This window comes from Flavobacterium algoris, assembly GCF_048158525.1.
Lineage (GTDB): Bacteria > Bacteroidota > Bacteroidia > Flavobacteriales > Flavobacteriaceae > Flavobacterium > Flavobacterium algoris.
Window position 1 is genome coordinate 24,830 of the sequence record NZ_JBLNKT010000015.1, and the last position, 23,976, is coordinate 48,805.

The window sequence follows — 23,976 nt, forward strand, 5'->3', positions numbered from 1 at the left end:
TAAATGTTATACCCTAATGACAATTGAACTTTCGTAATTGGACAAAATTTTTTAAAAAAAATAAAAATTGTTTTTTTTTGATTGATGTTTATTATTTTTTGGTACTTCTAGGGAGTCTAATAAAAACAAAAAAGCCTGTAAATCATACTATTTACAGGCTTTTGTTGAATTAAAAATGTTCTTATTGTTTGTAACTGTTGTATTCCTCATCCGTTACTCTTTCCAGCCAATCGACTGCTCCTTTAGGAGTAACAGCGGTAATGGCGATATGAGTTAACGGACTATCAATTGCAGCACCGTGCCAATGTTTAACATCAGCGGGTATTTTAATCACATCGCCTCTTTGAATCAATTGAATTGGCTTGCCTTTTTCCTGATAGTAGCCAATCCCATCAGTTACAATGAGGATTTGACCTCCCGGATGGGTGTGCCAATTGTTTCTGGCTCCCGCTTCAAAAATTACGTTTCCGATTACACTATTAAACTCATTTTCAGTCACTAATAATTTAACCCAGGCATTTCCCGTAAAATAATCAGGATTTGCTTTATCACCTTGGGGAAAAATTGGATGCTGTTCGCTTTTAGCTGTTGAGTTCATAATTTATCTAGCTTTTAAGCGATGCCATATCAATTACAAAACGGTAGCGAACATCACTTTTGAGCATTCTTTCATACGCTTCGTTGATGTCCTGTATTTTAATAATTTCAATTTCAGATACAATATTGTGTTCCCCACAAAAGTCAAGCATTTCCTGAGTTTCGGCAATTCCACCAATTAAAGATCCTGCAACAGATTTTCTTCCCATTATCATCGGTACCGTATTTAAAATAGGTTCTAAACCACCTAAATATCCTACCAAAACCAATGTTCCGTTAGTATTTAAAGTTCCTACATAAGGATTTACATCATGAACATAAGGAACGGTGTCAATGATTAAATCAAATTTTCCGCTTGCAGCACTCATTTGATTTTCGTCAGTCGAGATAATTACGGCATCTGCACCCAATTCGAAAGCGTCTTTTTCTTTATTAGCTGATCTTGAAAAAAGGGTAACTTCTGCACCTAAACCTTTGGCTAGCTTTATGGCCATATGTCCTAATCCTCCTAAACCTACAACGGCAACTTTGCTCCCTTTTCCAACCTTCCAGTGGCGAAGAGGGGACCAAGTGGTAATTCCAGCACATAATAAAGGTGCTGTAGCAGCCAAGTCAAGATTAGCAGGCACTTTTAAAACGTAGGCTTCGTCAACCACAATTTTTTCAGAATAGCCCCCAAAAGTCATTCCGCCTAAATGCTTGTCTTCTCCATTATAGGTACCAACCCAACCGTTAGAGCAGTATTGTTCCAAATCTTGCTTGCAATTATCGCAGGTCTTACAAGAATCTACCAAACACCCTACTGCAGCAAAATCACCAACTTTTAGTTTAGTAACTTCGTTTCCTACTTTGGTCACTTTTCCCACAATTTCGTGACCAGGAACAGCAGGATAGATCGTATTTTCCCAGTCATTTCTGGCCGTGTGTAGATCAGAGTGACAAACTCCGCAATACAAAATTTCGATTTCAATATCTTTTGCCGTAATGTTTCTGCGTTCGATATTCATTTGTTTTAAAGCGGCATCCGCTGCTACTGTACCGTAAGCTTTTACATTTGTTGTTTCCATTCGATTAAATTTTAAAGTTGTTATTGTATTTAATTTTTTTCTGCTTGCCCAATAATACCCTTTTATTTGGGCGTGACCCTTCGTAAAAACTTTGGGTCGCGCTGTACGTTCCCGCTTTTTTTCTTTATCAATTGCCACGGGTTTAAACCCGTGGCAATTGATAAAGAAAAAAGAGCTCCACTGCCATCACTCACGCAAAAAACACACAAAAATAGGATATAATTTGCATAAATATAGGCTATGAACTGGAGTTTAATTCTTCTTTTGTAATTGATTAATTATATAGTTGCGGTTGACTGATTTTTACCGCAAGGTCTTTTTTTGATTTTATAGGGATTTAAATTTAAAAGCCATACCTACAAGGTTTTTGAAACCTTGCAGGAAAGTCATTTGTTGTTGAAAAAACAGGAACTATTTGATATCGGAGCCATCCTTAATCTCCTCGTTTGGTTTGCTAATCAAAATATCATTTTGTTCTAATGAATCACTAAAAACTTCGATTTGGTCATCTGCTTCAAGTCCAAGGCTTACTTTAATGAGTTGCGCTTTTTTGTTGACTACTTTTATCAAATAGATCCCTTCAGCACTATTCACAACGGCCGATTTAGGGACTACAAAAGTTTCTTTTTTGCTATTAAGGGGTAGAAGCACTTCAGCAACCATTCCAGGAAGTAATTTTCCGTCGGAATTTATCACATCCAATTCCACACGTTCGGAACGCAGTTTGAGGTCTAGCGCTCCAGACATTCTGCTGATTTTAGCCTGAAACATTTCACCTCGTAAAGACACTACATTAAAACTAATTACCTGACCTACTTTCAGGTAACCTGTGTACGCCTCAGGTATCGATACCGATAAACGAAGTTTCTTTTGGTCTTGTATCGTGAGAAGCGGAACTTGAGCTCCTTGTCCCACATAGGCACCCGTATTGACATTACGTGCGGTTACTTTACCATTAAATGGAGCTCGTATGTGTAAATAATTTTGCATTATCTTGATTTCCCTCTGTCCAGCTCGGGCCGCAGCTAATTGGGCATAGTCTGAATTTTTTTTGGATAAAGCCAATTCTAAATCATTTTTAGAAATCGTTCCCTCTACTTTACTGGTTTCAAGCAACCGTTGATACGTCCCGTTGCTGGCAGCATAAATAGCTTCCTGTGAATGCAGGCGCGACTCCGCTCCAGCTAGTTGCGAACTGATCTCTGGAGCTTCTAGTTCAATAAGGAGTTGTCCTTGTTTTACATCAGAACCAATATCTACTTTTAGTGTTTTTACATAACTATTCACTTTAGCAAATAAATCCACTTGGCTAAAACCGGATAATTCGGCCGGTAAACGCAAGTCGGTGGTCAGTTTCGCTTTTGCTAAAGCAAAGGTTTCCATTTTAGGTTCTATTTCTGCAACAGGAGCTTCTTTTTTATTCGAATTGCAACTGCTTAGAAAAAATAGGGCTACAAAAAATAGCGCGGTCGATTGTAGTATTTTATTTTTCATTTTGTGATTTTAATGATGAGATATAATGGATGCTTTCTTCGTCTTCAGGATCCAAAGAAATAGATTGTGTACCTGTTTTTTCTTGTGCCCAAGCAAAAATTAAAGGCAATATTAGCAATACGGCAAAGGTCGAAAATAATAATCCGCCAATAACGGCTCTTCCTAATGGAGAAACTTGGTCGCCTCCTTCGCCATGACCAATCGCCATAGGTAACATTCCCGCAATCATAGCCACACTGGTCATAATAATGGGACGAAGACGTAACGCTGCGGCTTCTCGTGCCGATTCTAATGCATTCCCATTTATTTTTCGCAATTGCTCGGCATTGGTAACCAATAAAACAGCATTCGCAATCGAAACTCCCACAGACATGATAATTCCCATATACGATTGTAAGTTTAAGGTAGAACCCGTAATCGTTAACATTAATAGCGCCCCTAAAACTACCGCAGGAACCGTGGTTAAAATGACTAATGAAACTTTGAACGATTGAAAATTAGCAGCCAACATTAAGAAGATTACAAAGATGGCAACTAACAATCCGACTTGTAAACTGCTTAATGTTTCGCTCAATACTTTACTCAAACCAATAGGTTCGATGAATAAACCACGTGGCAGTTCACCTAATGAATCTATCGTTTTAGCAACATCTGTTGTAGCCGTACCTAAATCGGTTTGGTAGATGTTAGCGGTAACTGTAATGTATGGCATGGCTCCTAAATTGTCATTTTCACCGCTTACAAATCCAGGTGTAATTTTGGCGACATCACTTAAAACAGGACGTAACGAGTTTTTCAATACCGGAATTTCACCCATATCTGTTTTGCTTTTCATTTTATTCAAAGGAACCTGTACCTGTACTGCAACCGATAAACCTGTTTTTTCATCTATCCACGTGTTTTTCTCTGTATATCTGGAAGAAGAGGTGGAAGCAATTAACGAGCGCGAAATATCATTCATATCCACACCTAATTCGGCAGCGCGTGTTCGGTCAATTTCGATATTCATCGCAGGATAATGAATCGGTTGCCCAATTTGTACATCTCTGAAATACGATATTTTCTGAAGTTTCCCGACAATTTGATTGGCGTAAGCTTCATTTCGTTTTTTGTCTTTTCCGGCAATTCGAATCTCAATTGGCGTTGGCGATCCTTGACTCAAGACTTTATCCGTAAGCTCAATAGGTTCAAAAGTGACTTTTACATCAGGAAGAATTTTTTTAATTCGAGCTCTAAGAGCATCTTTAAAATCATCCATATCGGCTTCATAATCTTTCAAACTTACTTGGAAAACGGCTTCATGCGAACCCGCCATGAATAAATAGATTGGATTAATGGAGAATAAAGAAGGGTGTTGTCCCACATATACCGATGAAATTCCGATATGCTCCTTGCCAACCATTTTGTTTAATTCTTTCAGGACTAAAATCACTTTTTCTTCGGTGCGTTCTAAACGTGTTCCGTCGGGAGCGCGCATTCTAAGCTGAAATTGACTCGAATTTACTTTTGGGAAAACATCTTTTCCAATAAAAGTAATAAACACCAGTGCAAGCAGTGTAATTCCGACAAGATACCCCAAAGTAGCGGCTTTTTTGTAGGGAAAAAGACGGTCTAGGGTTTTCATAAATCGGATTCTGAATCTTTCAAAAACGCTTATTTTTCCATCTCCATTAAAATCATCTCTTTCAATCATTACTTTTTTCTGACTGATCAAATCTTTCTCCGATTCAGGCGTTAATCCAGAAGCATTAAACTCGGCTTCATCATCTGTAATGCTTGGTTTGTGTTCCGTTTTTGGATGTTCTTTCATCAACCAATTCGCCATAACGGGTACAAAAGTTTGGGATAATAAAAACGAAATTACCATTGAAAATCCAATCGCCAATGCTAAAGGTAAAAACAGTGCTCCAGGAATTCCAACCATTGTAAAAGCAGGCGCAAAAACGGCAAGGATACAAAGTAAAATCAATAATTTTGGTAAAGCAATTTCTTGGCACGCATCCCAAATGGCCAGAGCCTTGGGTTTTCCCATGTCGAGATGTTGGTGAATATTTTCAATGGTTACGGTACTTTCATCCACTAAGATCCCGATAGCCAATGCCAATCCGCTCAAGGACATTAAGTTGATGGTTTGCCCGAATAATTTCAAAAATAAAACGCCAGAAATAATCGAAATCGGAATGGTCAAGATTACAATTAAGGCCGCACGTCTGTCTCCAAGGAATAATAAAACCATTAATCCCGTTAACACCGCTCCGATAATTCCTTCGGTAACCAAACTTTTAACAGAATTGATTACATAAACCGATTGGTCAAATTCGTAGGATAATTTTACATCTTCAGGAAGTGTACTTTGAATTTTTGGCAGTTCCGATTTTAATTTCTGAACCACATCCCAAGTCGAAGCATCTCCGGCTTTGGCAATACTAATATAAACGGAGCGTTTTCCGTTTACTAAAGCATAACCTGCGGTAATATCGGCACCATCTTTTACAGTGGCGACATCACCAAGAGTCAAGTTTTGAACACTTCCTTTAAACAACGGAATTTTCTCAAAATCTTTAAGTTCTTTAATCGTATTATTAGTTGGCGTAATGTAGTTTTTATCCCCAATTCTCACATTTCCGGAAGGAGCCGTTTGATTGTTGAGGCGTATCGCTTCTACAATTTGGTCGGGTGTCATGTTGTGGGAACGCAATAAATCAGGATCTACGTTCACCTCAATGGTTCTCGGGCTTCCGCCAAAGGGAGCCGGCGATAATAAACCTGGAATCGAAGTGAAAGAAGCCCGAACATACACGTTTGCCAAATCCTGTAATTCGTTGTTAGACCTGATTTTACTGCTCAAAACCAATTGCCCGATCGGTAATGACGAAGCATCAAAACGAATGATAAAAGGCGGTTGCGTACCGGGAGGAAATGCGGCTTGAATCCTATTCGAAAGCGCACTCAATTCGGCAGCTGCTTGCGCCATATTGGTGTTTTCATAATAGGTCAATTTCATAATCATCAACCCTTGAATATTCTTGGTTTCAACTGATTTTACGCCATTGGCAAAAGGAAGAATGTTGACATAATTTTTGGCAAAATAAGCCTCCATTTGGTCCGGAGTATATCCTCCAAAAGGATGTGCAATGTAAATTACAGGCAAATTCATTTTAGGGAGAATATCGATCTTGATATCTCTTATGGCACTAATTCCGAAGAAAAATAAACCAGCAACCAATACCAATATGGAGATGGGTTTGCGGAGTGCAAAACGTATTAAATTCATATGGGTTTAATTAAAATTCATTTATAAATAAGTCAAAATCGCCTGTGGCTGCTACTTTTAGCAAAAACGATTGCCATACATTATTGTTGACGATATCACGATCAATTTCGGCACGATTTAAAATAAACAAGGTTTGTGTCAAATCGGTTAAAGTGGTCAATCCGTTTTTGTATAAAGTCGATTTTTGCAAATAGGCTTGAGCTGCCGCATTTACCTGAACCGGTGCTTCGGTATAATTCTCTAGTGTGATTTTGATTTTATCATCGGCAAAATTCAATTGCGATTGCAATTCTCTGTCAGCCTGATTGTACTCTTCTTGTAAAGCTTGTGAAACATACTTTTGCGCACTCACTTGTTTGCTTATTCGGAACGGAGTAGTTAAATTCCAAGTAATTCCAACTCCAATCAAATAATTGCTGCGATCTGGACTTACACCCTGCCAATAATTTTTATTAAAAGCGGTTTGGTCTATCGCATAGGACGAATCAAATCCAGAAGCGCGTGTTTGCAAAATACCAAAAGCGCTCATCGTAGGATAATAAAACCGTTTGTATAATTTGACTTGCTGGTTGCTGTAATCAATCTTCGTTTTGTAAAATTGAAGTAAAGGATGTAAGCTTTCAGAAGCTTTATCAGCTACTAAAATATCTTTTGGAATTTGATTTACAAAAAGCGTATCGGTTACAAAATCCTGTGGCGCAACGCCCATCAAATCGACCAATTTATTGTTTTGTTCTTTGACGAAATTTTTAGCCAGATTTAAAGTCATTTTGGCTTTCGAAACTTCGGCAGTGGCTAATGTTGAATCCACTCCGGCAAGTAAACCGTTTTTTACTCTTGCAGCAGCTGTTCTTTTGAAAACGTTTGCACGATCTAAATTCTTTTGCTGCGAAATCAATAATCGTTGACTAGCCAATAAATTAAGATAAGCAGCTGATATTTTTATTTCCTGTTGGAATTTTTCCTGTAGTAAATCATTTTCACGGCTTTGAACATCAATTTTGGCCAAATTAACTTTCTCCTGAATTTTTCCAAAAGTAAAAAAGTCCCAGTTCATGTTGACTAAATACAACGCGCCAAAAGCAGAATTCCAGTTTTGTTCTGGAAGCGGAAGTCCGGAAGAAGCGACCCCAAGTCCTCCAAAACCGTAAAGTGGTCCATTTTGCCCGTTGACAGTTCCATAATCTTGCTGTGCTGACAAATTAAGATTGGGTAAATAATCGCGACGGGATTGTTTGAGCGTCTCTCGTGAAGCATTGCTGTAATTGCTTTTTGCTTTTATGGAGCCATAGTTTTCTAAACCTGTTTTTATAGCTTCTTTTAAAGACAAAGTTTGTGAAAAACCAGTAGCAGCAAAAATCAAGAAAAATAATAAAGTAATTTTTTTGAAATACATAAAATGGATTGTGAAATATTTTCGAACAAAATTATTTCACTTTAACCGATATAAGGCTTCTTAAATGATGTAATGCGATTATAAATGACCAATTGAATTTGTCATTTATTGGAAATTAAAACTAAATAATTGTAGTTAATTTGCAAACGATTTAAGTATTAGAAATGAATAAAAAATTTGACAATATGATGGACAACAAATGGTGGCAAGAAATTGCTGTTGTTGCCTTTTCATTTACGCTTTTTACGTTAAAAAACGATTGGATGTTATTCAGTTCTTTAGCCTCCATTTTGATGGGTATTTTTCTCTATTTTATTTTGTACCTGCACGCTCAATTCAACCGGTTTTTTCTGTTGCCAATATTATTTAAGGGACAAAGACCAGTAACGTATCTCTTTCTGACGCTATTAACAGTTATCGTATTTTCGGTAGTTTTATACGAAATAACGACTTTAGAAATGTTTAGTAAATGCCATTTGTATCAAAACTCGCATCAGAGGAGTTATGCATACCAATTAGCAAGTGTTTTGGGTACATTGGTCTGTATTTTGAGTCCGATAATAGTTTTTAAATTCTATCGAATTCATAAAAAACAAACCGATGAAACGTTACTGTTCAACCAAATGCAATTGAATGCGCTTAAAGGGCAATTAAATCCTCATTTTTTATTCAATACCTTCAATACCCTTTACGGAATTAGTTTAGAATTCCCTGAAAGAACCTCCGATTTGATTATGAAAGTTTCGCAATTAATGCGGTACCAACTGGAGAGTAATAACAAACAATGCGTCTCTCTTGAAGATGAACTGGAATTTATAAACAGTTATGTGCAACTTGAAAAAGAGCGGGTTTCCTATCGTTGCGACATTACTTACGATAGTAAAATTGATAACGAAAATGCGTATAAAGTATCTCCAATGTTACTGATTGCTTTTATCGAAAATGCTTTCAAGCACGGAACTTGTGCTATCGAAAAATGTTTTGTCAGGATCATCGTTACTGTCGAAAACGGTTTGTTGCATTTGCATGTTGTCAATTCAATTCCGAAGAAAAAAACAGGGGTAATTTCGACTAAAATTGGTTTAAAAAATACCATTGAACGTTTGAAGCTAATTTACGGGGAGGACTATAAATTAGACATTCAAGACGATAAAAACACGTATATTGTTGATCTGAAATTGCAACTTAAAAAGTTTGTATGATGAAAGAACCAAAAAAGTGTATTATTATCGATGATGAGCCAGCAGCACATTATGTTTTGGTGAATTATATTAAACAAAACCCGCAGTTAGAATTGGTTTTTCAGGGGTATAATGGTATTGAGGCCATGGATTACCTTCGGGATAATAAAGTCGATTTAATGTTTTTGGACATCAATATGCCAGAAATTACAGGAATAGAATTGCTGAAAATTATTCCAACACATCCTAAAACGATTTTAACAACCGCTTATTCTGAATTTGCTCTTGAAAGTTATGATTATGGTGTTATCGATTATTTATTGAAACCCATCTATTTCCCTCGGTTCTTAAAGTCTGTCGAACGTTTTTTCTCTACAGAAAACAGTAAAATCAAAACGGAAGAAGTAATAGTCAATTCGGTAAGTGTAAAAGTGGATGGTTATTTTATTGAAATTGAATTAGACCAGCTTTTATTTGCACAAAGTTTTGGTAATTATGTGAAATTACACACTTTAAAAAAGACATATTTAGCTTCGATTACCACCACCGAATTCGAGAAATGCCTTCCCGAAAAGAATTTCATGCGTGTTCATAAATCGTATATCGTGGCATTGGACAAAATTGAATCTACCGAAAAAGATTTTGTTATCATTAAAAAAGAAAGATTACCTATCGGCATTACGTATAAAAGAGAATTGTCTGATCGATTGAAAAATCAAATAATTTTATAAAAAAAAAGAGAGAAATTTTAGGAATTTCTCTCTTTTTGGTTTGACTATTATAAGATAACTTTTTTATAAACTGATTTGTATTTTCAAATGTTATTCCAATACTAATTCACCCAAAGCTTCTTTGCTAAAGCCTTTTAGTTGTTCATTTTTTCCTGCTTTTATTTTGGCAACCCAATTCGGATCTGATAAAAGAGGTCTTCCAACGGCTACGAGGTCAAAATCTCCTCTGTCCAAACGCCTTGTTAATTCATCTAAAGAGGTAGGTTGTGAACTTTCGCCTGCAAAAGCGCCAAAGAAATCTCCAGAAAGCCCAACAGAACCTACAGTAATAGTTGGTTTGCCTGTTAGTTTCTTAGCCCATCCTGCAAAGTTAAGATCATTGTCTTCAAATTCAGGTTCCCAAAAACGACGTTGTGAACAATGTAAAATATCGACACCTGCATCAATCAAAGGACTAAGCCAAGCTTCCATTTCTTGAGGTGTTTTTGCCAGTTTATAAGTGTAATCTGATGGTTTGAACTGAGAAAGTCTCATAATTACAGCAAAATCTTCGCCTACTTGTTTCCTAATTTCTTTAATCACTTCTACAGCAAAACGAGTACGTTCTGCTAAAGTTTTTCCACCATAATTATCGGTGCGTTGATTTGTTGCATCCCAGAAAAATTGATCGATCAGATAATCGTGGGCACCGTGTATTTCTATACAATCAAAACCTAATCTTTTGGCATCAGCCGCAGCTTTTCCAAAAGCCAAAATGGTATTTTCGATATCATTTGTTGTCATCGTAGTCCCGTTGCTAAACCCGGGTCTGTTTAATCCTGATGGACCTTCAAAAGGGACTGGAGGAACCCAACCGGAATTGTGGTTGTCCATAATTCCCATATGCCATATCTGCGGTCCCATCTGTCCACCTACTGAATGCACGCTATCAATTACTTGTTTCCATCCTGCCAAAGATTTATCACCATAAAAGTGAGGTACATTTGCGTCGTTTGATGAAGAAGGTCTATTGATAACGGTTCCTTCAGATAATATCAAACCTACTTCGCCTTCAGCTCTTTTTTGATAGTAAGCTGCTACTTCATCTGTAGGTACTCCATTTGGAGAAAAAGAGCGCGTCATAGGCGCCATCACAATTCTATTTTTAAGATTTAACGTCTTCAAATTGAAGGGCGTAAACAAACTATTTGTATTCATAATTATTTATAGATTAGATTCGATTATTTTACTGAGTGCTGTGAATGCTTTTTCGTTGCGCTTGTAATACGTCCATTGCCCAACACGAGTTGATTCGATGAACCCGGCACGTTGTAGTATTGCTAAATATTCTGAAACCGTTGATTGGGTTAGTCCTGCTTTGGCCTGAATTTGTCCTACACATACACCATGCTCAAAACCTGCAGCCAGTTGTTCTGGAAAATTTATTTCAGGTTCTTTTAGCCATTCCAGCATTTGTAATCTGGATTTGTTTGATAATGCTTTAAATATTTCTATGTGATCCATGGTGCAAATATATCGACTTTTCCCGATATATCTATTTAAAGAAGTTTATTTAGGATATTTTTAAGAGTTAGCACCAATGAAAATTTTCGCCAGCTAATCGTTTAGTCTAGAAAAAACTACCTTGAAAATCATCGTTTTGGAGCTTCATTTAGGTATTTTTAAACCATTTTAGGTAAGATTTAAATAGGCTAGCCCATTTTTAAACATTGATTTACAAAGTATTTTAAAAATTCAGAAAAGTAATTTAATGTTCAGAAAAGTTTAATAGGTTTAAATTTATTAACTGTTTTGTACTCAATTATTTATTTCAGAAAAATTTATTTTAGATTAATTAATGAAAACGTTTTCGTTACTTTTACTTGTTAAATCCAACACAATTTCTTCTTTTCCTTTCAATTTTTTCAATTCTTTTATTACTTTTGGCTCCTAAATGAGAGTAGTAGTATTTTTTGTATATCTGTGTATCCATCTGCTAGGCGGAGGGAGTTATCTTCATGCAGATACAAATCATAGCCACATCAGCCATTTTTCAACTCCGAATCTTGTAAAAAACCAGCAAGCAAAACTTACAAATAAAAATCTAGGTAGTATCATAATTGAGTATACTGATTTAGATTTAGATGAGGAATACTCCAGCGGTAATGATATTAAAGACGGAGTTGCTAATAAATTTTTTACTGAAAAAGACAGTTTGCTTGATAGCTGGTATTTGCCAGTTTCTCAATTGTCTATTTCAAATTATTACTTCAAGCGTTTTAAAATCTTCATGCCTTTTTGCGGCAATTCATCGGCTATTTATATCATAAACAGCGTTTTAATAATTTGATATACCATACATCGGTTACAAAAGGTATGTTTATGAATACCTAAATGTGGATGTATAGTAACCAAATTTCCTTTTGCACGACAGTTTAGGTCTCGCCCTGACAAGTGATGCTTTTTTCCATCCAAATAAATTTCCGAATCCACTGCGTTAAATCGCACCAATTTTATTTAAAACCATGAAGAAAAATGCCCTTTTTACTGGCTTTATAGCCCTGTTGTGCTTAATAAGCTGTACAACTAAAAAAGAAGAAAAAGAAGAAACAGTTAAATTCACGGTAACCAATCCTGCCGTAATCGACACTTCGTTTACCAAAGAGTATGTTTCGCAGATAAAATCTGTACGAAATATTGAAATCCGAACACAAGAAAAAGGGTTTTTGCAAAACATTTATGTTGACGAAGGGCAAGCTGTAAAAGCGGGTCAACTATTGTTCCGAATTATGCCCAAAATGTATGAGGCTGAATTGCTAAAAGCACAAGCCGAAGCAAAAAGTGCTGAAATAGAACTTTTAAATGCCAAAACACTTGCCGACAAAAATGTAATTTCCAAAAATGAACAAGCTATTGCACAAGCCAAGCTCGCACAAGCGAGAGCCGAAGTAGCCATGGCAAAGCTCCATTTATCATTTACCGAAATCAGGGCACCATTTGCAGGAATTATCGATAGACTCCCAAAAAAAATAGGAAGTTTAGTTGAAGAAGGAGAATTATTGACTAGCCTTTCTGACAATAGCAAGATGTTTGCTTATTTCAACGTTTCTGAACCCGAATATTTAGAATATCAAGACAATATAAAAGGCCGTGGTGATAGTCATGTAAGCTTGCTTTTGGCAAACGGAAAACTTTTGAAATATAAAGGAAAAGTAGAACTTATAGAAAGCGAGTTTGATAGTGAAACTGGTAATGTTGCTTTTAGATCCAGCTTCCCAAATCCTGATAAATTATTGAAAAACGGAGAAACCGGTAAAGTTTTGATGACCGTTCCTGTTAACAATGCTTTGGTAATTCCTCAAAAAACAACTTACGAAATTCAAGATAAAAAATACGTTTTTGTGGTGGATAAAAACAACGTTGTGAGATCAAGAGAAATTATCATTACTGGTGAAATACCCGATTTATATGTAGTGAAAAGTGGTCTTGCAGCAACTGACAAGATACTACTTGAAGGCGTTCAGAAAGTGAAGGATGATGACAAAATCAAATACGATTTTGAGAAACCAGAAGAAGTGCTGAATCATTTGAAATTAAAAGCAGAATAGACGTAATCTTAAATCATAAAAAATGTTTAATAAATTTATAGAAAGACCCGTACTGTCGATAGTAATATCGCTGATGATTGTCTTGCTTGGTATTTTGGCAATGACCCATTTGCCTGTTACCCAATTGCCTTCTATTTCGCCCCCAAAAGTAAATGTAACAGCAGAATATCCTGGAGCAAATAATGAGTTATTGATTAAATCGGTTGTTATTCCTTTAGAAAGAGCCATCAATGGTGTTCCTGGGATGAAATATATTGCATCGGATGCAGGTAATGATGGAGAGGCATCTATACAAGTAGTATTTAATTTAGGAACTGATCCTAATCAAGCCTCTATAAACATTCAGAATAGAGTTGCATCTGTTGTAAATAAACTGCCACCGCTTGTAGTTCGAGAAGGGGTGAAAATTACTAGAGAAGAATCGAATAATTTAATGTACGTTAACTTGTACAGCAAAGATCCAAAGATGGATCAAAAGTTTTTATACAACTTTGCGGATATCAACATTCTTTCGGAACTTAAAAGAGTCGATGGCGTTGGTAATGCTGATATTGTAGGAAATAGAGATTATGCAATGCGAGTTTGGTTGAAACCAGACAGAATGCTGGCTTACAAAATTTCTGCTGATGAGGTCATGAAGGCTTTAGAAGAACAAAGTTTAGAAGCATCGCCAGGAAAAACGGGAGAAAGTTCTGGAAAACGCTCACAAGCTTTTGAATATGTGTTGAAATATTCAGGACGTTTTACTACTCAGGAACAGTACGGAAACATTATTCTGAAATCGAATCCAAACGGAGAAATACTTCGTCTGAAAGATGTTGCCAATATAGAATTTGGAAGTTCGATGTACGATATTTATTCGAACCTGAATGGAAGTCCATCGGCGGCAATTACCATAAAACAATCTTACGGAAGTAATGCAAGTCAGGTTATTAAAGACGTAAAAGCAAAATTAGCCGAAATCAAGAAATCATCATTTCCTAAAGGTGTTGATTATGAAATAAGTTATGACGCTTCTAAATTTCTGGATGCTTCTATCGAAAAAGTAATTCATACCTTGGTGGAAGCCTTTATTCTGGTAGGATTGGTAGTTTTCTTATTTTTAGGAGATTGGCGCTCTACAATTATTCCTGCCATTGCAGTACCTGTTTCGCTTATTGGAACATTTGCCTTCATGCAATTTTTTGGAATCACAATCAATTTGGTTACGTTATTCGCCCTTGTTTTGGCTATTGGTGTCGTTGTCGATGATGCTATTGTGGTCATCGAGGCAGTACACGCGAAGATGGAAGAAGATCATATAGGTCCACTCAAGGCTACCAAAAAAGCAATGAACGAAATTAGTGGTGCCATTATAGCTATTACGTTTTTGATGGCAGCGGTGTTTATTCCAGTTGCTTTTATGTCTGGTCCAGTAGGTATTTTTTACCGTCAGTTTTCTATCACAATGGCAACAGGTATTATTTTGTCTGGTGTTGTGGCACTGACACTTACACCTGCACTTTGTGCGATGATGCTTAAAAACGCTCACGGTGTACCTAGAAAGAAAACGCCTTTGAACAATTTCTTGGACGGTTTTAATAACAAATTCAACCAACTTACAGGAAAATACCAAGGAGTACTTGGGAAAATAGTCAACAAAAGGTCTATTACTTTTATTGCCTTTATCACTTTTTGTGTGGGAATCTTTTTCTTGAACAACAGTCTCCCAACTGGATTTATTCCAAATGAAGACCAAGGAATGTTCTATGCGATTATACAAACACCTCCGGGCTCCTCATTAGAAAGAACCAATGATGTGGCTTTAAAATTGCAAAAAATTGCAGAAAAAATCGAAGGGGTGCAATCGGTATCGGCTTTGGCTGGATTTGAAATCTTGACAGAAGGAACAGGTTCTAATTCTGGAACTTGTTTGGTTAACCTAAAAAGTTGGGAAGATCGGGAGCATTCGGCAAATGAGATTATGAAAGAACTCGAGGAAAAATCCAAAGATATTACAGGAGCTACAATTGAGTTTTTCCAACCACCAGCCGTACCCGGTTATGGTGCTGCAGGTGGATTTGAATTGCGTTTGCTGGACAAAGCTGGTTCTGGTGATTATAAAAAAATGGAAACCGTAAATAACGATTTTGTAAAAGAATTGAATAAACGACCAGAATTATCATCAGTATTTAGTTTTTATAGTGCCAGTTTTCCGCAGTATATGATGAAAATCGACAATGATATTGCCCAGCAAAAAGGAGTTTCGATTGATAATGCAATGAATACACTTTCGACATTGGTAGGTAGTAATTATGAAATTAGTTTTATCAAATACGACCGACAATACAAGGTAATCGTTCAAACATCGCCAGAATACAGAGCTTTGCCAGAAGATATAATGAAATTGTATGTTAAAAACGATCGTGACGAAATGGTGCCGTTTTCGGCTTTTATGAAAATGGAAAAAGTATATGGATTGTCTGAAATCACAAGGCATAATATGTACAATGCCTCCGAAATTAGTGGACAATCGGCAGCAGGATTTAGTAGTGGAGAATCTATTAAAGCGATTCAAGAAGTTGCTGAAAAAACTTTGCCAAGAGGATTTGGTATAGACTGGGCAGGTATTTCTAAAGATGAGGTAGGTCGTGGTAACGAGGCGATTTACATCTTTTTAATCTGTTTGCTTTTTGTTTATTTGGTTTTAGCCGCTCAATACGAGAGTTTTGTGTTGCCTTTTGCCGTGATTTTATCACTTCCGGCGGGTATTTTTGGATCGTTTCTATTGCTTTCAATATGCGGTTTAGAAAACAACATTTATGCTCAGGTTGCCTTTGTTATGCTTATTGGTTTACTGGGTAAAAATGCGGTTTTGATTGTCGAGTTTGCTGTTCAAAAACACGAAGCTGGAGCCACCATTTTAGAAGCCGCCATGGAAGGCGCCAAAGTAAGATTTCGTCCTATTTTGATGACTTCATTTGCTTTTATTGCGGGATTAGTTCCATTGGTATTTGCAAGTGGTCCAGGTAAAATTGGTAATAGAACCATTGGTTCTGCTGCGCTTGGGGGAATGCTTTTAGGAACTGTTATTGGAGTATTGCTCATTCCGGGATTGTATTATATCTTTGGAAGTATTGCCGCAAAAATCAAGATGGTAAAAAAACAAAATAACAATCCATTAACCGAAGAAATTGATAATAATCATGCATAAAATCAAGTTACATAAATATATTATCCCGCTAGGTATTTGCCTGGCGGTGGTGAGTTGTACTCCGGTTCTAGCACCGTTGACAGCAAGTAAACCTGTTCCTGAATCATTTGATAAAAGTACGGATACAACTAATATTTCAGCGACTCCTTGGCGTACCTATTTTAAGGATCAGAATCTGGTAAATTTGATCGATTCTGCCTTAAAAAACAATCAGGAATTGATGATTACTTTGCAGGAAATTGAGATTGCAAAGAATGATATCCGTGTAAAAAAAGGATTGCTCTTACCATCAGTTGGTTTAGGGGCAGGAGCAGGAGTTGAAAGAGTAGGAAAGTATACCAGTCAAGGAGCTGGGGATGCATCTGCAGAGATTACACCAGGTAATATAGTTCCAGAAGTATTACAAGATTACAAACTGGCAGCTTATGCCCACTGGGAAGTTGATATTTGGAAAAAACTGCGCAATTCTAAGAAAGCTGCAGTGAGCCGATATTTATCGACTGTTGAGGGTAAAAATTTCGTGATTACGAACCTTATTGCTGAGATTGCCGATTCTTATTATGAATTGTTGGCTTTAGATAGCCAATTGGATATTGTAAGACAGAACATCGCATTGCAGTACAATGCTTTAGAAATTGTAAAAATTCAGAAAGAAGCTGCTAGAGCAACAGAGCTTGCCGTTCAAAAGTTTCAGGCAGAGGTAATGGCCTCCAAAAGTATGGAGTTTGAGATTCTTCAAAATATAAAAGAAACGGAGAATAAAATTAACTTTTTGCTCGGGCGTTATCCGCAGGAAATAGCGAGGGATAAAAGTAATTTTTTAAGTTTAGTACCTTCTGCTGTAAATTCCGGAATTCCTTCGCAATTATTGTCGAATCGTCCAGATATCAAACAAGCCGAATTAGAACTGACTGCTGCAAAGCTGGATGTAAAAGTGGCTAGAGCCGAGTTTTATCCTTCATTAGATATTTCTGCAGTGTTAGGATTACAGGCATTTAAGCCATCCTACTTGTTTAGAATTCCAGAGTCGGTGCTTTATTCGCTGGCCGGAGATATTGCTGGGCCACTGATCAACAGAAATGCAATCAAAGCCGAGTATAGTTCTGCCAATGCACGACAACTTCAGGCTTTGTATAACTATGAACGTACCATTCTAAATGCCTATTTCGAAGTTTCTAATCAGCTTTCTAAAATCAGTAATATTGGAAAAAGCTATGACTTGAAATCACAACAAGTGGCTGCATTGAACCGCTCGATAGATGTTTCTAATGACTTGTTTAAGTCTGCCAGAGTTGACTATTTTGAAGTTCTGATGACGCAACGTGATGCATTGGAATCCAACCTCGAATTGATTGAAACCAAAAAAGAACAACTTAATGCCGTAGTCCATGTTTACAGGGATTTAGGAGGAGGTTGGAAATAAGAAATATTTCAAATTTAAAGAGCCAGTCAATTTTTGACTGGCTTTTTTATTGGGGTCCTGTCACATCCTAAGATAGCGATGCATGTTAGTCTTTAAATATTATTCCAACTTTAATACTGCATCTTGCGCTACAATCTTTGCATTAAAGATGCATAAATACTCCACTTGCTGGTATTCCTTTTTGCTGCCATAAGCATGGAAAACTGGTTTAGATTATACTTATAAGTCTGATTTACAAATTACTATTTTTTACATTCTACCTTTTCGTTATTGGTAAAAAAAGGATTTAAATATTCTTTTTTCATCTTCAATTTCTATTAAACATTTGATTTGTCCTGTTTTTGATTTAAAAGAACAATTTTTCATCTTGAATAATTTCAATATTTGTATATCAATGCAAAAATTAGTCAATAATTATGTTTTATATAATTTTAATTGATTTTTACAAGTAATAAGTCAATGATAATGTAAATGTATTGCATAATAGACATAGCGAGTGATCACTAAATTCTTGATGAATACCAATTAGATTGTGCTTAAAATGAGAAACAGCATCTGTAAATGACGCATCACATATAGGGAATGAACCAAAATAAACCTTGGTATAAGTCCTATTAAACATACAAATTTTTATATGGAAAAATTTGTTATAAACGGGCTCAACCATATAACAGCCTGAAATACCTATTAACCAATAACCATTAAATTTTTAACTAAAAAACAAAAAATTATGCAAAAAATAGATATTCATGATTTGATAGACAATGCAAAATTGAACCGATTTCATTGGACGGTGATATTCTGGTGCGCACTAATCATCATTTTTGATGGTTACGACTTGGTTATTTATGGGGTAGTTTTGCCTTTATTGATGGATAAATGGCATTTAACTCCATTAGAAGCGGGCACATTGGGGAGTTACGCACTCTTTGGGATGATGTTTGGAGCACTGATATTTGGAACACTTTCGGATCGTATTGGACGAAAAAAAGCAATCATTATTTGTATTTTCTTATTCAGCGGATTCACTTTTATCAATGGATTTGCAGAAACACCTTTACAATTTGGAATATTGCGTTTCCTTGCTGGACTTGGAATTGGTGGGGTAATGCCAAATACAGTGGCTTTAATGACGGAGTATGCTCCAAAAAAAGTCAGAAGTACTTTAGTAACATTGATGTTTAGCGGCTATTCTGTAGGAGGGATGCTTTCTGCCGGATTGGGAATATTTTTGATTCCAAATTTTGGATGGCAATCCGTATTTTATGTTGGATTAGTGCCCATACTTTTATTGCCTTTGATTATTAAATTTTTACCGGATTCTGTTGGGTTTTTAGCGAAGCAAAATAGAACCGATGAGGCTAAAAAAATACTTTCCCTCATTGAGCCAACTTACGTTCCTAAACAAGGCGATGTTTTAGATTCTGGAGAAGCGAAAGCTGCAGGAGCGAGTGTCAACCAACTATTTCAACATAACAGAACTGTTAGTACAATTATGTTCTGGGTTGCTTTTTTTACTTGTCTTTTGATGGTTTATGGATTGAATTCCTGGCTGCCAAAATTAATGACTAAAGCAGGTTACGAATTAGGTTCCAGTCTTACTTTTTTATTGGTCTTAAATATTGGTGCCATGGCTGGAGCTATTGGCGGAGGCTGGCTTGGCGACAGATTTAATTTAAAAACAGTGCTGATTTCATTTTTTGCCGTTGCTGCTATTTCTTTGAGTTTACTTGGTTTCAAAAGTTCAACGATGGTATTGTATATTTTAATCGCTATTGCGGGGGCAACTACTATTGGTACACAAATATTGTGTTACACCTATGTTGCGCAGTTTTATCCTATAAACATTAGATCATCCGGTATTGGTTGGGCATCTGGAATAGGTAGATTGGGTGCTATACTTGGGCCTATTTTAGGTGGGGCTTTAATGGGTTTAGAATTGCCTTTCCAATTCAATTTTGTGGCATTTGCTATTCCGGGGGCTATAGGCGCTTTGGCAGTTTGTTTTATTAATGTAAAGCACAGCCAGGAGAGAAAAGCACTGGTACAGCAACAGGAAATGGCTGCACTAAATACTATTGTTGCTGAAGAATAGACAATTAAAATCAGAAATTAATCCTAAACAATTAAGGATTGATAGAACACAAAAAATAAAGAGATGAAGTTTAAAGAAATAGTTGCAGTAACTAGCTTGTTATTTACGGCAGTGCTACTTAATGCTCAGGAAACCATTAAGAAAAAGGATAGTGTTATTGCTATCAAACCAGAGAAAAAAGAACCGATTTTTGATGTTAAGTTTTCTGGTTTTATTCGGCATGATGCGGTGTTTGATTCCCGTCAGACTGTTGATGTAAGAGAAGCGGCAGTGGTACTTTGGGGAAAAGATGTTGACTTTGATGCCAATGGGAAAGATAGAAACTCTGCTTCCAAGTTTCAAATGCTGAATGTATTATCCAGAGCTGGAGTTAAAGTAAACGCACCCGATGTTTTGGGTGCAAAAACTGCCGGATTCCTTGAAGGTGATTTTTTTGGTAATGCAGAAGGAGGAATCAATGAATTTCGTTTGAGACATGCCTATATTACATTAGACTGGAAAAAAAGCCAGTTGGGAATAGGTCAATTTTGGCATCCGCTAACCATTCTGGAAATGTTTCCCGGAGTAGTAAATTTTAGTGGAGGTGCGCCTTATATGCCTTACAACAGAAATCCTCAGATTCGGTTTACCCAAAAGTTAGATGCGCATTTTAATCTTATGATTGCAGCTGTTTCACAAAGGGATTTTACTTCGAATACGGCTCCGTACAGAAACAGTTCAATTCCTTCCGGACACGTTCAGGTAAATTATAAAAACAAAGATGTTCTTGTAGGTTTGGCGGGTCATTTTGAGCAAATTCGCCCTAAAACAGGTTCTGGATTGACCAATGATTTTTCTAATGAAAGACTAAACAGTGTTTCCGTTATGGCATATGGCCGTTTTGAAACGAAACCCATGACTATAAAAGCAGAAGCAATGTATGGCGAAAACGCCACTTCTTTCATTATGCTTGGAGGATATGTAGGATATACACCCACTTCAGGTCCGGGTTTAGAAACGTATTCGACAATGGCGACACAATCTTTTTGGATTGATTTAACCGGAAAAACTAAAAAAATAATTCCTGGGTTCTTTGCTGGCTTTAGCCAAAATGCTGGTGCTACTAATCCAATTTCTGGAAAAGCGGTAGCTTATGGATTTTCAAATATGGTAGGAGGTATAGCGGCTTCAGGAAATACAACGACCAGAACTATTAACTATATTTATCGATTGGCACCACGAATTGAAGTGCCGATTAAAAATCTGAAATTTGGTTTGGAAGCAGAATATTCGGCTGCCGAATGGGGGAATGCGGATAACAGTGGCAGAGCAGTAAGTAATCTGAATTTGATAGGAACCTGGAGAGTTGTATTTGCCACAGTGCTAAAATTTTAATTTTTTTTTAATGCGTTGGGTGTAATTCAAAAGAATTGCATCCAACGTTTTTTTGTGAATATGAAAGAAACCAATAAATGGCTAGCATTACTTATTGTACTTGTAGCCCCATTACTTTCGGTAATCGATGTGTATATCGTCAATATGGCTTTGCCGGAAATCAAACAGCAGTATTTGACATCAGACAGTAATACAGAATTAGTGATTAGTTCTTATCTGTTGGGATATTGTGTCTTTTTAGTCACCGGAGGAAGAGCCGGAGATTTTTTTGGTCGAAAGAAAATATTCATTATTGGGATGCTTTCGTTCACAATTACATCGGCTTTATGTGGTTACGCGGGAACCATTTTCCAATTGATACTTTTTAGATTTTTTCAGGGTGTGGCAGCGGCCTTTATGATTCCTCAAACCTTGACTATAATACAAATTACTTTTCGAGAAGCCAAAGAACGAAATTTGGCCTTTGGCTTTTTCGGAATTACGTTGGGTATTGCTTCTATTTTAGGACAATTTTTAGGAGGCTATTTTGTGGCACATCATTATATTGAAGAAAGTTGGCGATTGATATTTTTGATAAATGTTCCTTTTGGTTTAGTAACTGTTGTACTTTCATTTTTCTTTTTGCAGGAAACGAGTCTGCATAGAGAAGGTAAATTTGACCTGTTTGGTGTACTACTATTAACCATTGCTTTGGGAAGCTTAATCTATGGACTCACTTTAGTGCCGGAGGAAGGACTTTCTGTTTTAGTATTGCTTTTACTATTTTTATCTGGGATTCTATTATATGTATTCTGGAAGAACCAAAAACGAAAAACCCAACAGCAAAGCAGTCCTTTGATGAACACGAATCTTTTTAAAATAAAAAGTTTCAATTTGGTTTTACTGGTAGCGTTGTTTTTTTTCGGAGCACACAATTCTTATTTATTAATATGTGCGGTTCAATTCCAAAACACATTACATCTGGATCCTTATGTTGCCAGCCAGTATTTTACTTTTAATGGTATTGGTTTTTTGATGTCATCATTTATTGCTTTAAAATTATTGCATAAATATGGAATCAAATTATTGATTATAGGCTGTTGTCTAATGATTATTTCTTTGGTTTTACAGATTTTTACTCTTGGAGATCCGGTGAATGTGAAGTACATTCCTTGGTTTCTTTTATTGTACGGGTTGGGACAAGGGACACTTTTACCGTCGATTTTGAATTATGCGCTTAAAAAAATCCCAACAGATTATGCCGCATTGGCGGGAGGTGTATACTCAACCGTGCAACAATTTTCATCTGCTTTTGGAATCAGTATTATAGGGAGCGTGTTTTTTTTTAGTTTAAAACAAGGTCTAGATGGATATACTATTGCGATGAGTATGGCCATTATTTATTTGGTTTTTGTGGCACTTTTTTTATACCGACTTTCAAAATTGAATACTACCAATCGGTCTTAAAACACCACCAAGTTTTTTTCTTTTATCTAAAAAATGTTAAATAGCACTTAAACGATATAGTTGTATTTGTAGTATCTTTGATAGGTTTCAAAATAGTTTTTGAGCTAAAATAATACATGAGAAGTAAATTATTTTTTAAGGGGATTTATGGTGATAACTCTATCGATATGGTTAGGGATATTATTCATGTTACTCCAATGGAAATGACCGGTAAACGCCACGAATGGTATATTAAACCTCATGCACATAGTGATCTTTTTCAAATTTTTGTCGTTGAAAGCGGATACCTTGAATTGATAATTAATGGCGAAAGTCAAGTTGTGGATAGTGTCTCTTTTTTTTCTATTCCAAAAAATATCAGTCATGGTCTGCGCATGAATCCGGATACTAAAGGATGGGTAATCTCGCTTTATGACAAATCCTTAGAGAATATGTTGAAGCTTGATACTGATATCATCAATAAGATAGACGAAATACACATTTCAAAATTATCCGAAGATGATAAATTAATCAATGATGCTTTAACAACGATTCGTAAATGTATCGATGAATATTTTTCTGAACTGCCGGGTAAACAGCATGCTTTACAGTACCTAGTGGGAATGATGTTGTTGCGTTTGTATCGGATATTTGTAACTTCTACTGCTGTTCCTCTTTCTGATAATAAGAATAAAATGTATTACAGGCGTTTTATTCAATTAATTAAGGAACAAAAATCTTTTAAAATAAGCGTTGAAGACTATGCGGCTCGCTTAGCTATTTCAAGCGGACATCTCAACCGAATTTGTAAAGATGTTTCCGGCTTATCGCCAAAAGATGTTGTGATTAATTTTTTTATTGACGAAGCTAAAATTTACCTGCGCAATTTTGATATGTCGATTGCCGAAATCTCGTATGAATTAGATATCGAAGATCCCGCTTATTTTACGCGTTTGTTTAAGAAAAAAACCGGGCTGACTCCCAAAGAATTCAGAAGTCAATTAGGACGTAAGTAATCACTCCACTCGTCTTTTACCACTCCAATTATAAAAATACGATAGGCGTCAATCCTATAAATTAGGCGTTTGTCACTCTCTTATTTCCAATTTTACCACAGAAAGTATTGTTTGTCCTGCTTT

General features: G+C 36.3%; 17 protein-coding genes. 10 read left to right on the plus strand and 7 right to left on the minus strand.

All coding sequences use genetic code 11. From position 1 onward, the window contains the following. Nucleotides 1-181: 181 nt before the first annotated feature. The 5 genes from ACM55I_RS09400 to ACM55I_RS09420 form a co-directional block, all read right to left on the minus strand. Entirely contained in the window at nt 182-598 is a 417-nt protein-coding gene (locus tag ACM55I_RS09400) for a (R)-mandelonitrile lyase (RefSeq protein WP_416846516.1), read from the minus strand. A gap of 7 nt (nt 599-605) precedes the next feature. Then, a complete protein-coding gene (locus ACM55I_RS09405) occupies nt 606-1,664 on the minus strand; it encodes an NAD(P)-dependent alcohol dehydrogenase (protein ID WP_416846517.1) in 1,059 nt (352 codons plus the stop codon). Nucleotides 1,665-2,075: 411 nt separating this feature from the next. After that, nucleotides 2,076-3,158: an efflux RND transporter periplasmic adaptor subunit gene (locus ACM55I_RS09410; protein ID WP_416846518.1), complete on the minus strand. Its 1,083-nt coding sequence runs from the start codon at nt 3,156-3,158 to the stop codon at nt 2,076-2,078. Beyond that, nucleotides 3,148-6,432, minus strand: coding sequence for an efflux RND transporter permease subunit (locus ACM55I_RS09415; RefSeq protein WP_416846519.1), 3,285 nt, complete (start codon nt 6,430-6,432; stop codon nt 3,148-3,150). The genes ACM55I_RS09410 and ACM55I_RS09415 overlap by 11 nt, the downstream gene beginning before the upstream one ends. A 10-nt stretch (nt 6,433-6,442) precedes the next feature. Beyond that, complete coding sequence (locus ACM55I_RS09420; protein ID WP_416846520.1) at nt 6,443-7,828, minus strand: TolC family protein; 1,386 nt, start codon at nt 7,826-7,828, stop codon at nt 6,443-6,445. Nucleotides 7,829-7,992: 164 nt separating this feature from the next. Between ACM55I_RS09420 and ACM55I_RS09425 the strand changes: the two genes are divergently transcribed. Both ACM55I_RS09425 and ACM55I_RS09430 read left to right on the plus strand, forming a co-directional pair. Continuing rightward, the gene (locus ACM55I_RS09425) at nt 7,993-9,030 is read left to right on the plus strand and encodes a sensor histidine kinase (RefSeq protein ID WP_416846521.1); all 1,038 of its coding nucleotides are present in this window, start codon (nt 7,993-7,995) and stop codon (nt 9,028-9,030) included. Beyond that, entirely contained in the window at nt 9,030-9,740 is a 711-nt protein-coding gene (locus tag ACM55I_RS09430; RefSeq protein WP_416846566.1) for a LytR/AlgR family response regulator transcription factor, read from the plus strand. Before ACM55I_RS09425 ends, ACM55I_RS09430 begins: the two co-directional genes overlap by 1 nt. A 90-nt stretch (nt 9,741-9,830) precedes the next feature. Here the strand turns inward: ACM55I_RS09430 and ACM55I_RS09435 are convergent, their stop codons facing one another. Further along, a complete protein-coding gene (locus ACM55I_RS09435) occupies nt 9,831-10,937 on the minus strand; it encodes an NADH:flavin oxidoreductase (RefSeq protein WP_416846522.1) in 1,107 nt (368 codons plus the stop codon). Nucleotides 10,938-10,943: 6 nt separating this feature from the next. Continuing rightward, nucleotides 10,944-11,243, minus strand: a complete 300-nt coding sequence (locus tag ACM55I_RS09440) for an ArsR/SmtB family transcription factor (protein WP_039109737.1) — start codon at nt 11,241-11,243, stop codon at nt 10,944-10,946. 430 nt (nt 11,244-11,673) lie between these two features. Between ACM55I_RS09440 and ACM55I_RS09445 the strand changes: the two genes are divergently transcribed. The 8 genes from ACM55I_RS09445 (at nt 11,674) to ACM55I_RS09480 (ending at nt 23,853) form a co-directional block, all read left to right on the plus strand. Continuing rightward, nucleotides 11,674-12,069 (plus strand): hypothetical protein, encoded by a 396-nt coding sequence (locus tag ACM55I_RS09445; RefSeq protein WP_416846524.1) that lies wholly within the window; start codon nt 11,674-11,676, stop codon nt 12,067-12,069. 175 nt (nt 12,070-12,244) lie between these two features. Then, entirely contained in the window at nt 12,245-13,327 is a 1,083-nt protein-coding gene (locus ACM55I_RS09450; RefSeq protein WP_416846525.1) for an efflux RND transporter periplasmic adaptor subunit, read from the plus strand. A 22-nt stretch (nt 13,328-13,349) separates the two neighbouring features. Beyond that, nucleotides 13,350-16,520, plus strand: a complete 3,171-nt coding sequence (locus ACM55I_RS09455; protein ID WP_416846526.1) for an efflux RND transporter permease subunit — start codon at nt 13,350-13,352, stop codon at nt 16,518-16,520. After that, nucleotides 16,513-17,943 (plus strand): TolC family protein, encoded by a 1,431-nt coding sequence (locus ACM55I_RS09460; RefSeq protein ID WP_416846527.1) that lies wholly within the window; start codon nt 16,513-16,515, stop codon nt 17,941-17,943. Before ACM55I_RS09455 ends, ACM55I_RS09460 begins: the two co-directional genes overlap by 8 nt. A gap of 730 nt (nt 17,944-18,673) precedes the next feature. After that, nucleotides 18,674-20,038: an MFS transporter gene (locus ACM55I_RS09465; protein ID WP_416846528.1), complete on the plus strand. Its 1,365-nt coding sequence runs from the start codon at nt 18,674-18,676 to the stop codon at nt 20,036-20,038. Between the two features lie 63 nt (nt 20,039-20,101). After that, nucleotides 20,102-21,412 carry a DcaP family trimeric outer membrane transporter gene (locus tag ACM55I_RS09470; RefSeq protein ID WP_416846529.1) on the plus strand — a complete coding sequence of 437 codons (1,311 nt, stop codon included), beginning with the start codon at nt 20,102-20,104 and terminating at the stop codon, nt 21,410-21,412. Between the two features lie 60 nt (nt 21,413-21,472). After that, complete coding sequence (locus tag ACM55I_RS09475; RefSeq protein ID WP_416846531.1) at nt 21,473-22,858, plus strand: MFS transporter; 1,386 nt, start codon at nt 21,473-21,475, stop codon at nt 22,856-22,858. 116 nt (nt 22,859-22,974) lie between these two features. After that, complete coding sequence (locus ACM55I_RS09480; RefSeq protein WP_416846532.1) at nt 22,975-23,853, plus strand: AraC family transcriptional regulator; 879 nt, start codon at nt 22,975-22,977, stop codon at nt 23,851-23,853. Nucleotides 23,854-23,976: the final 123 nt, after the last annotated feature.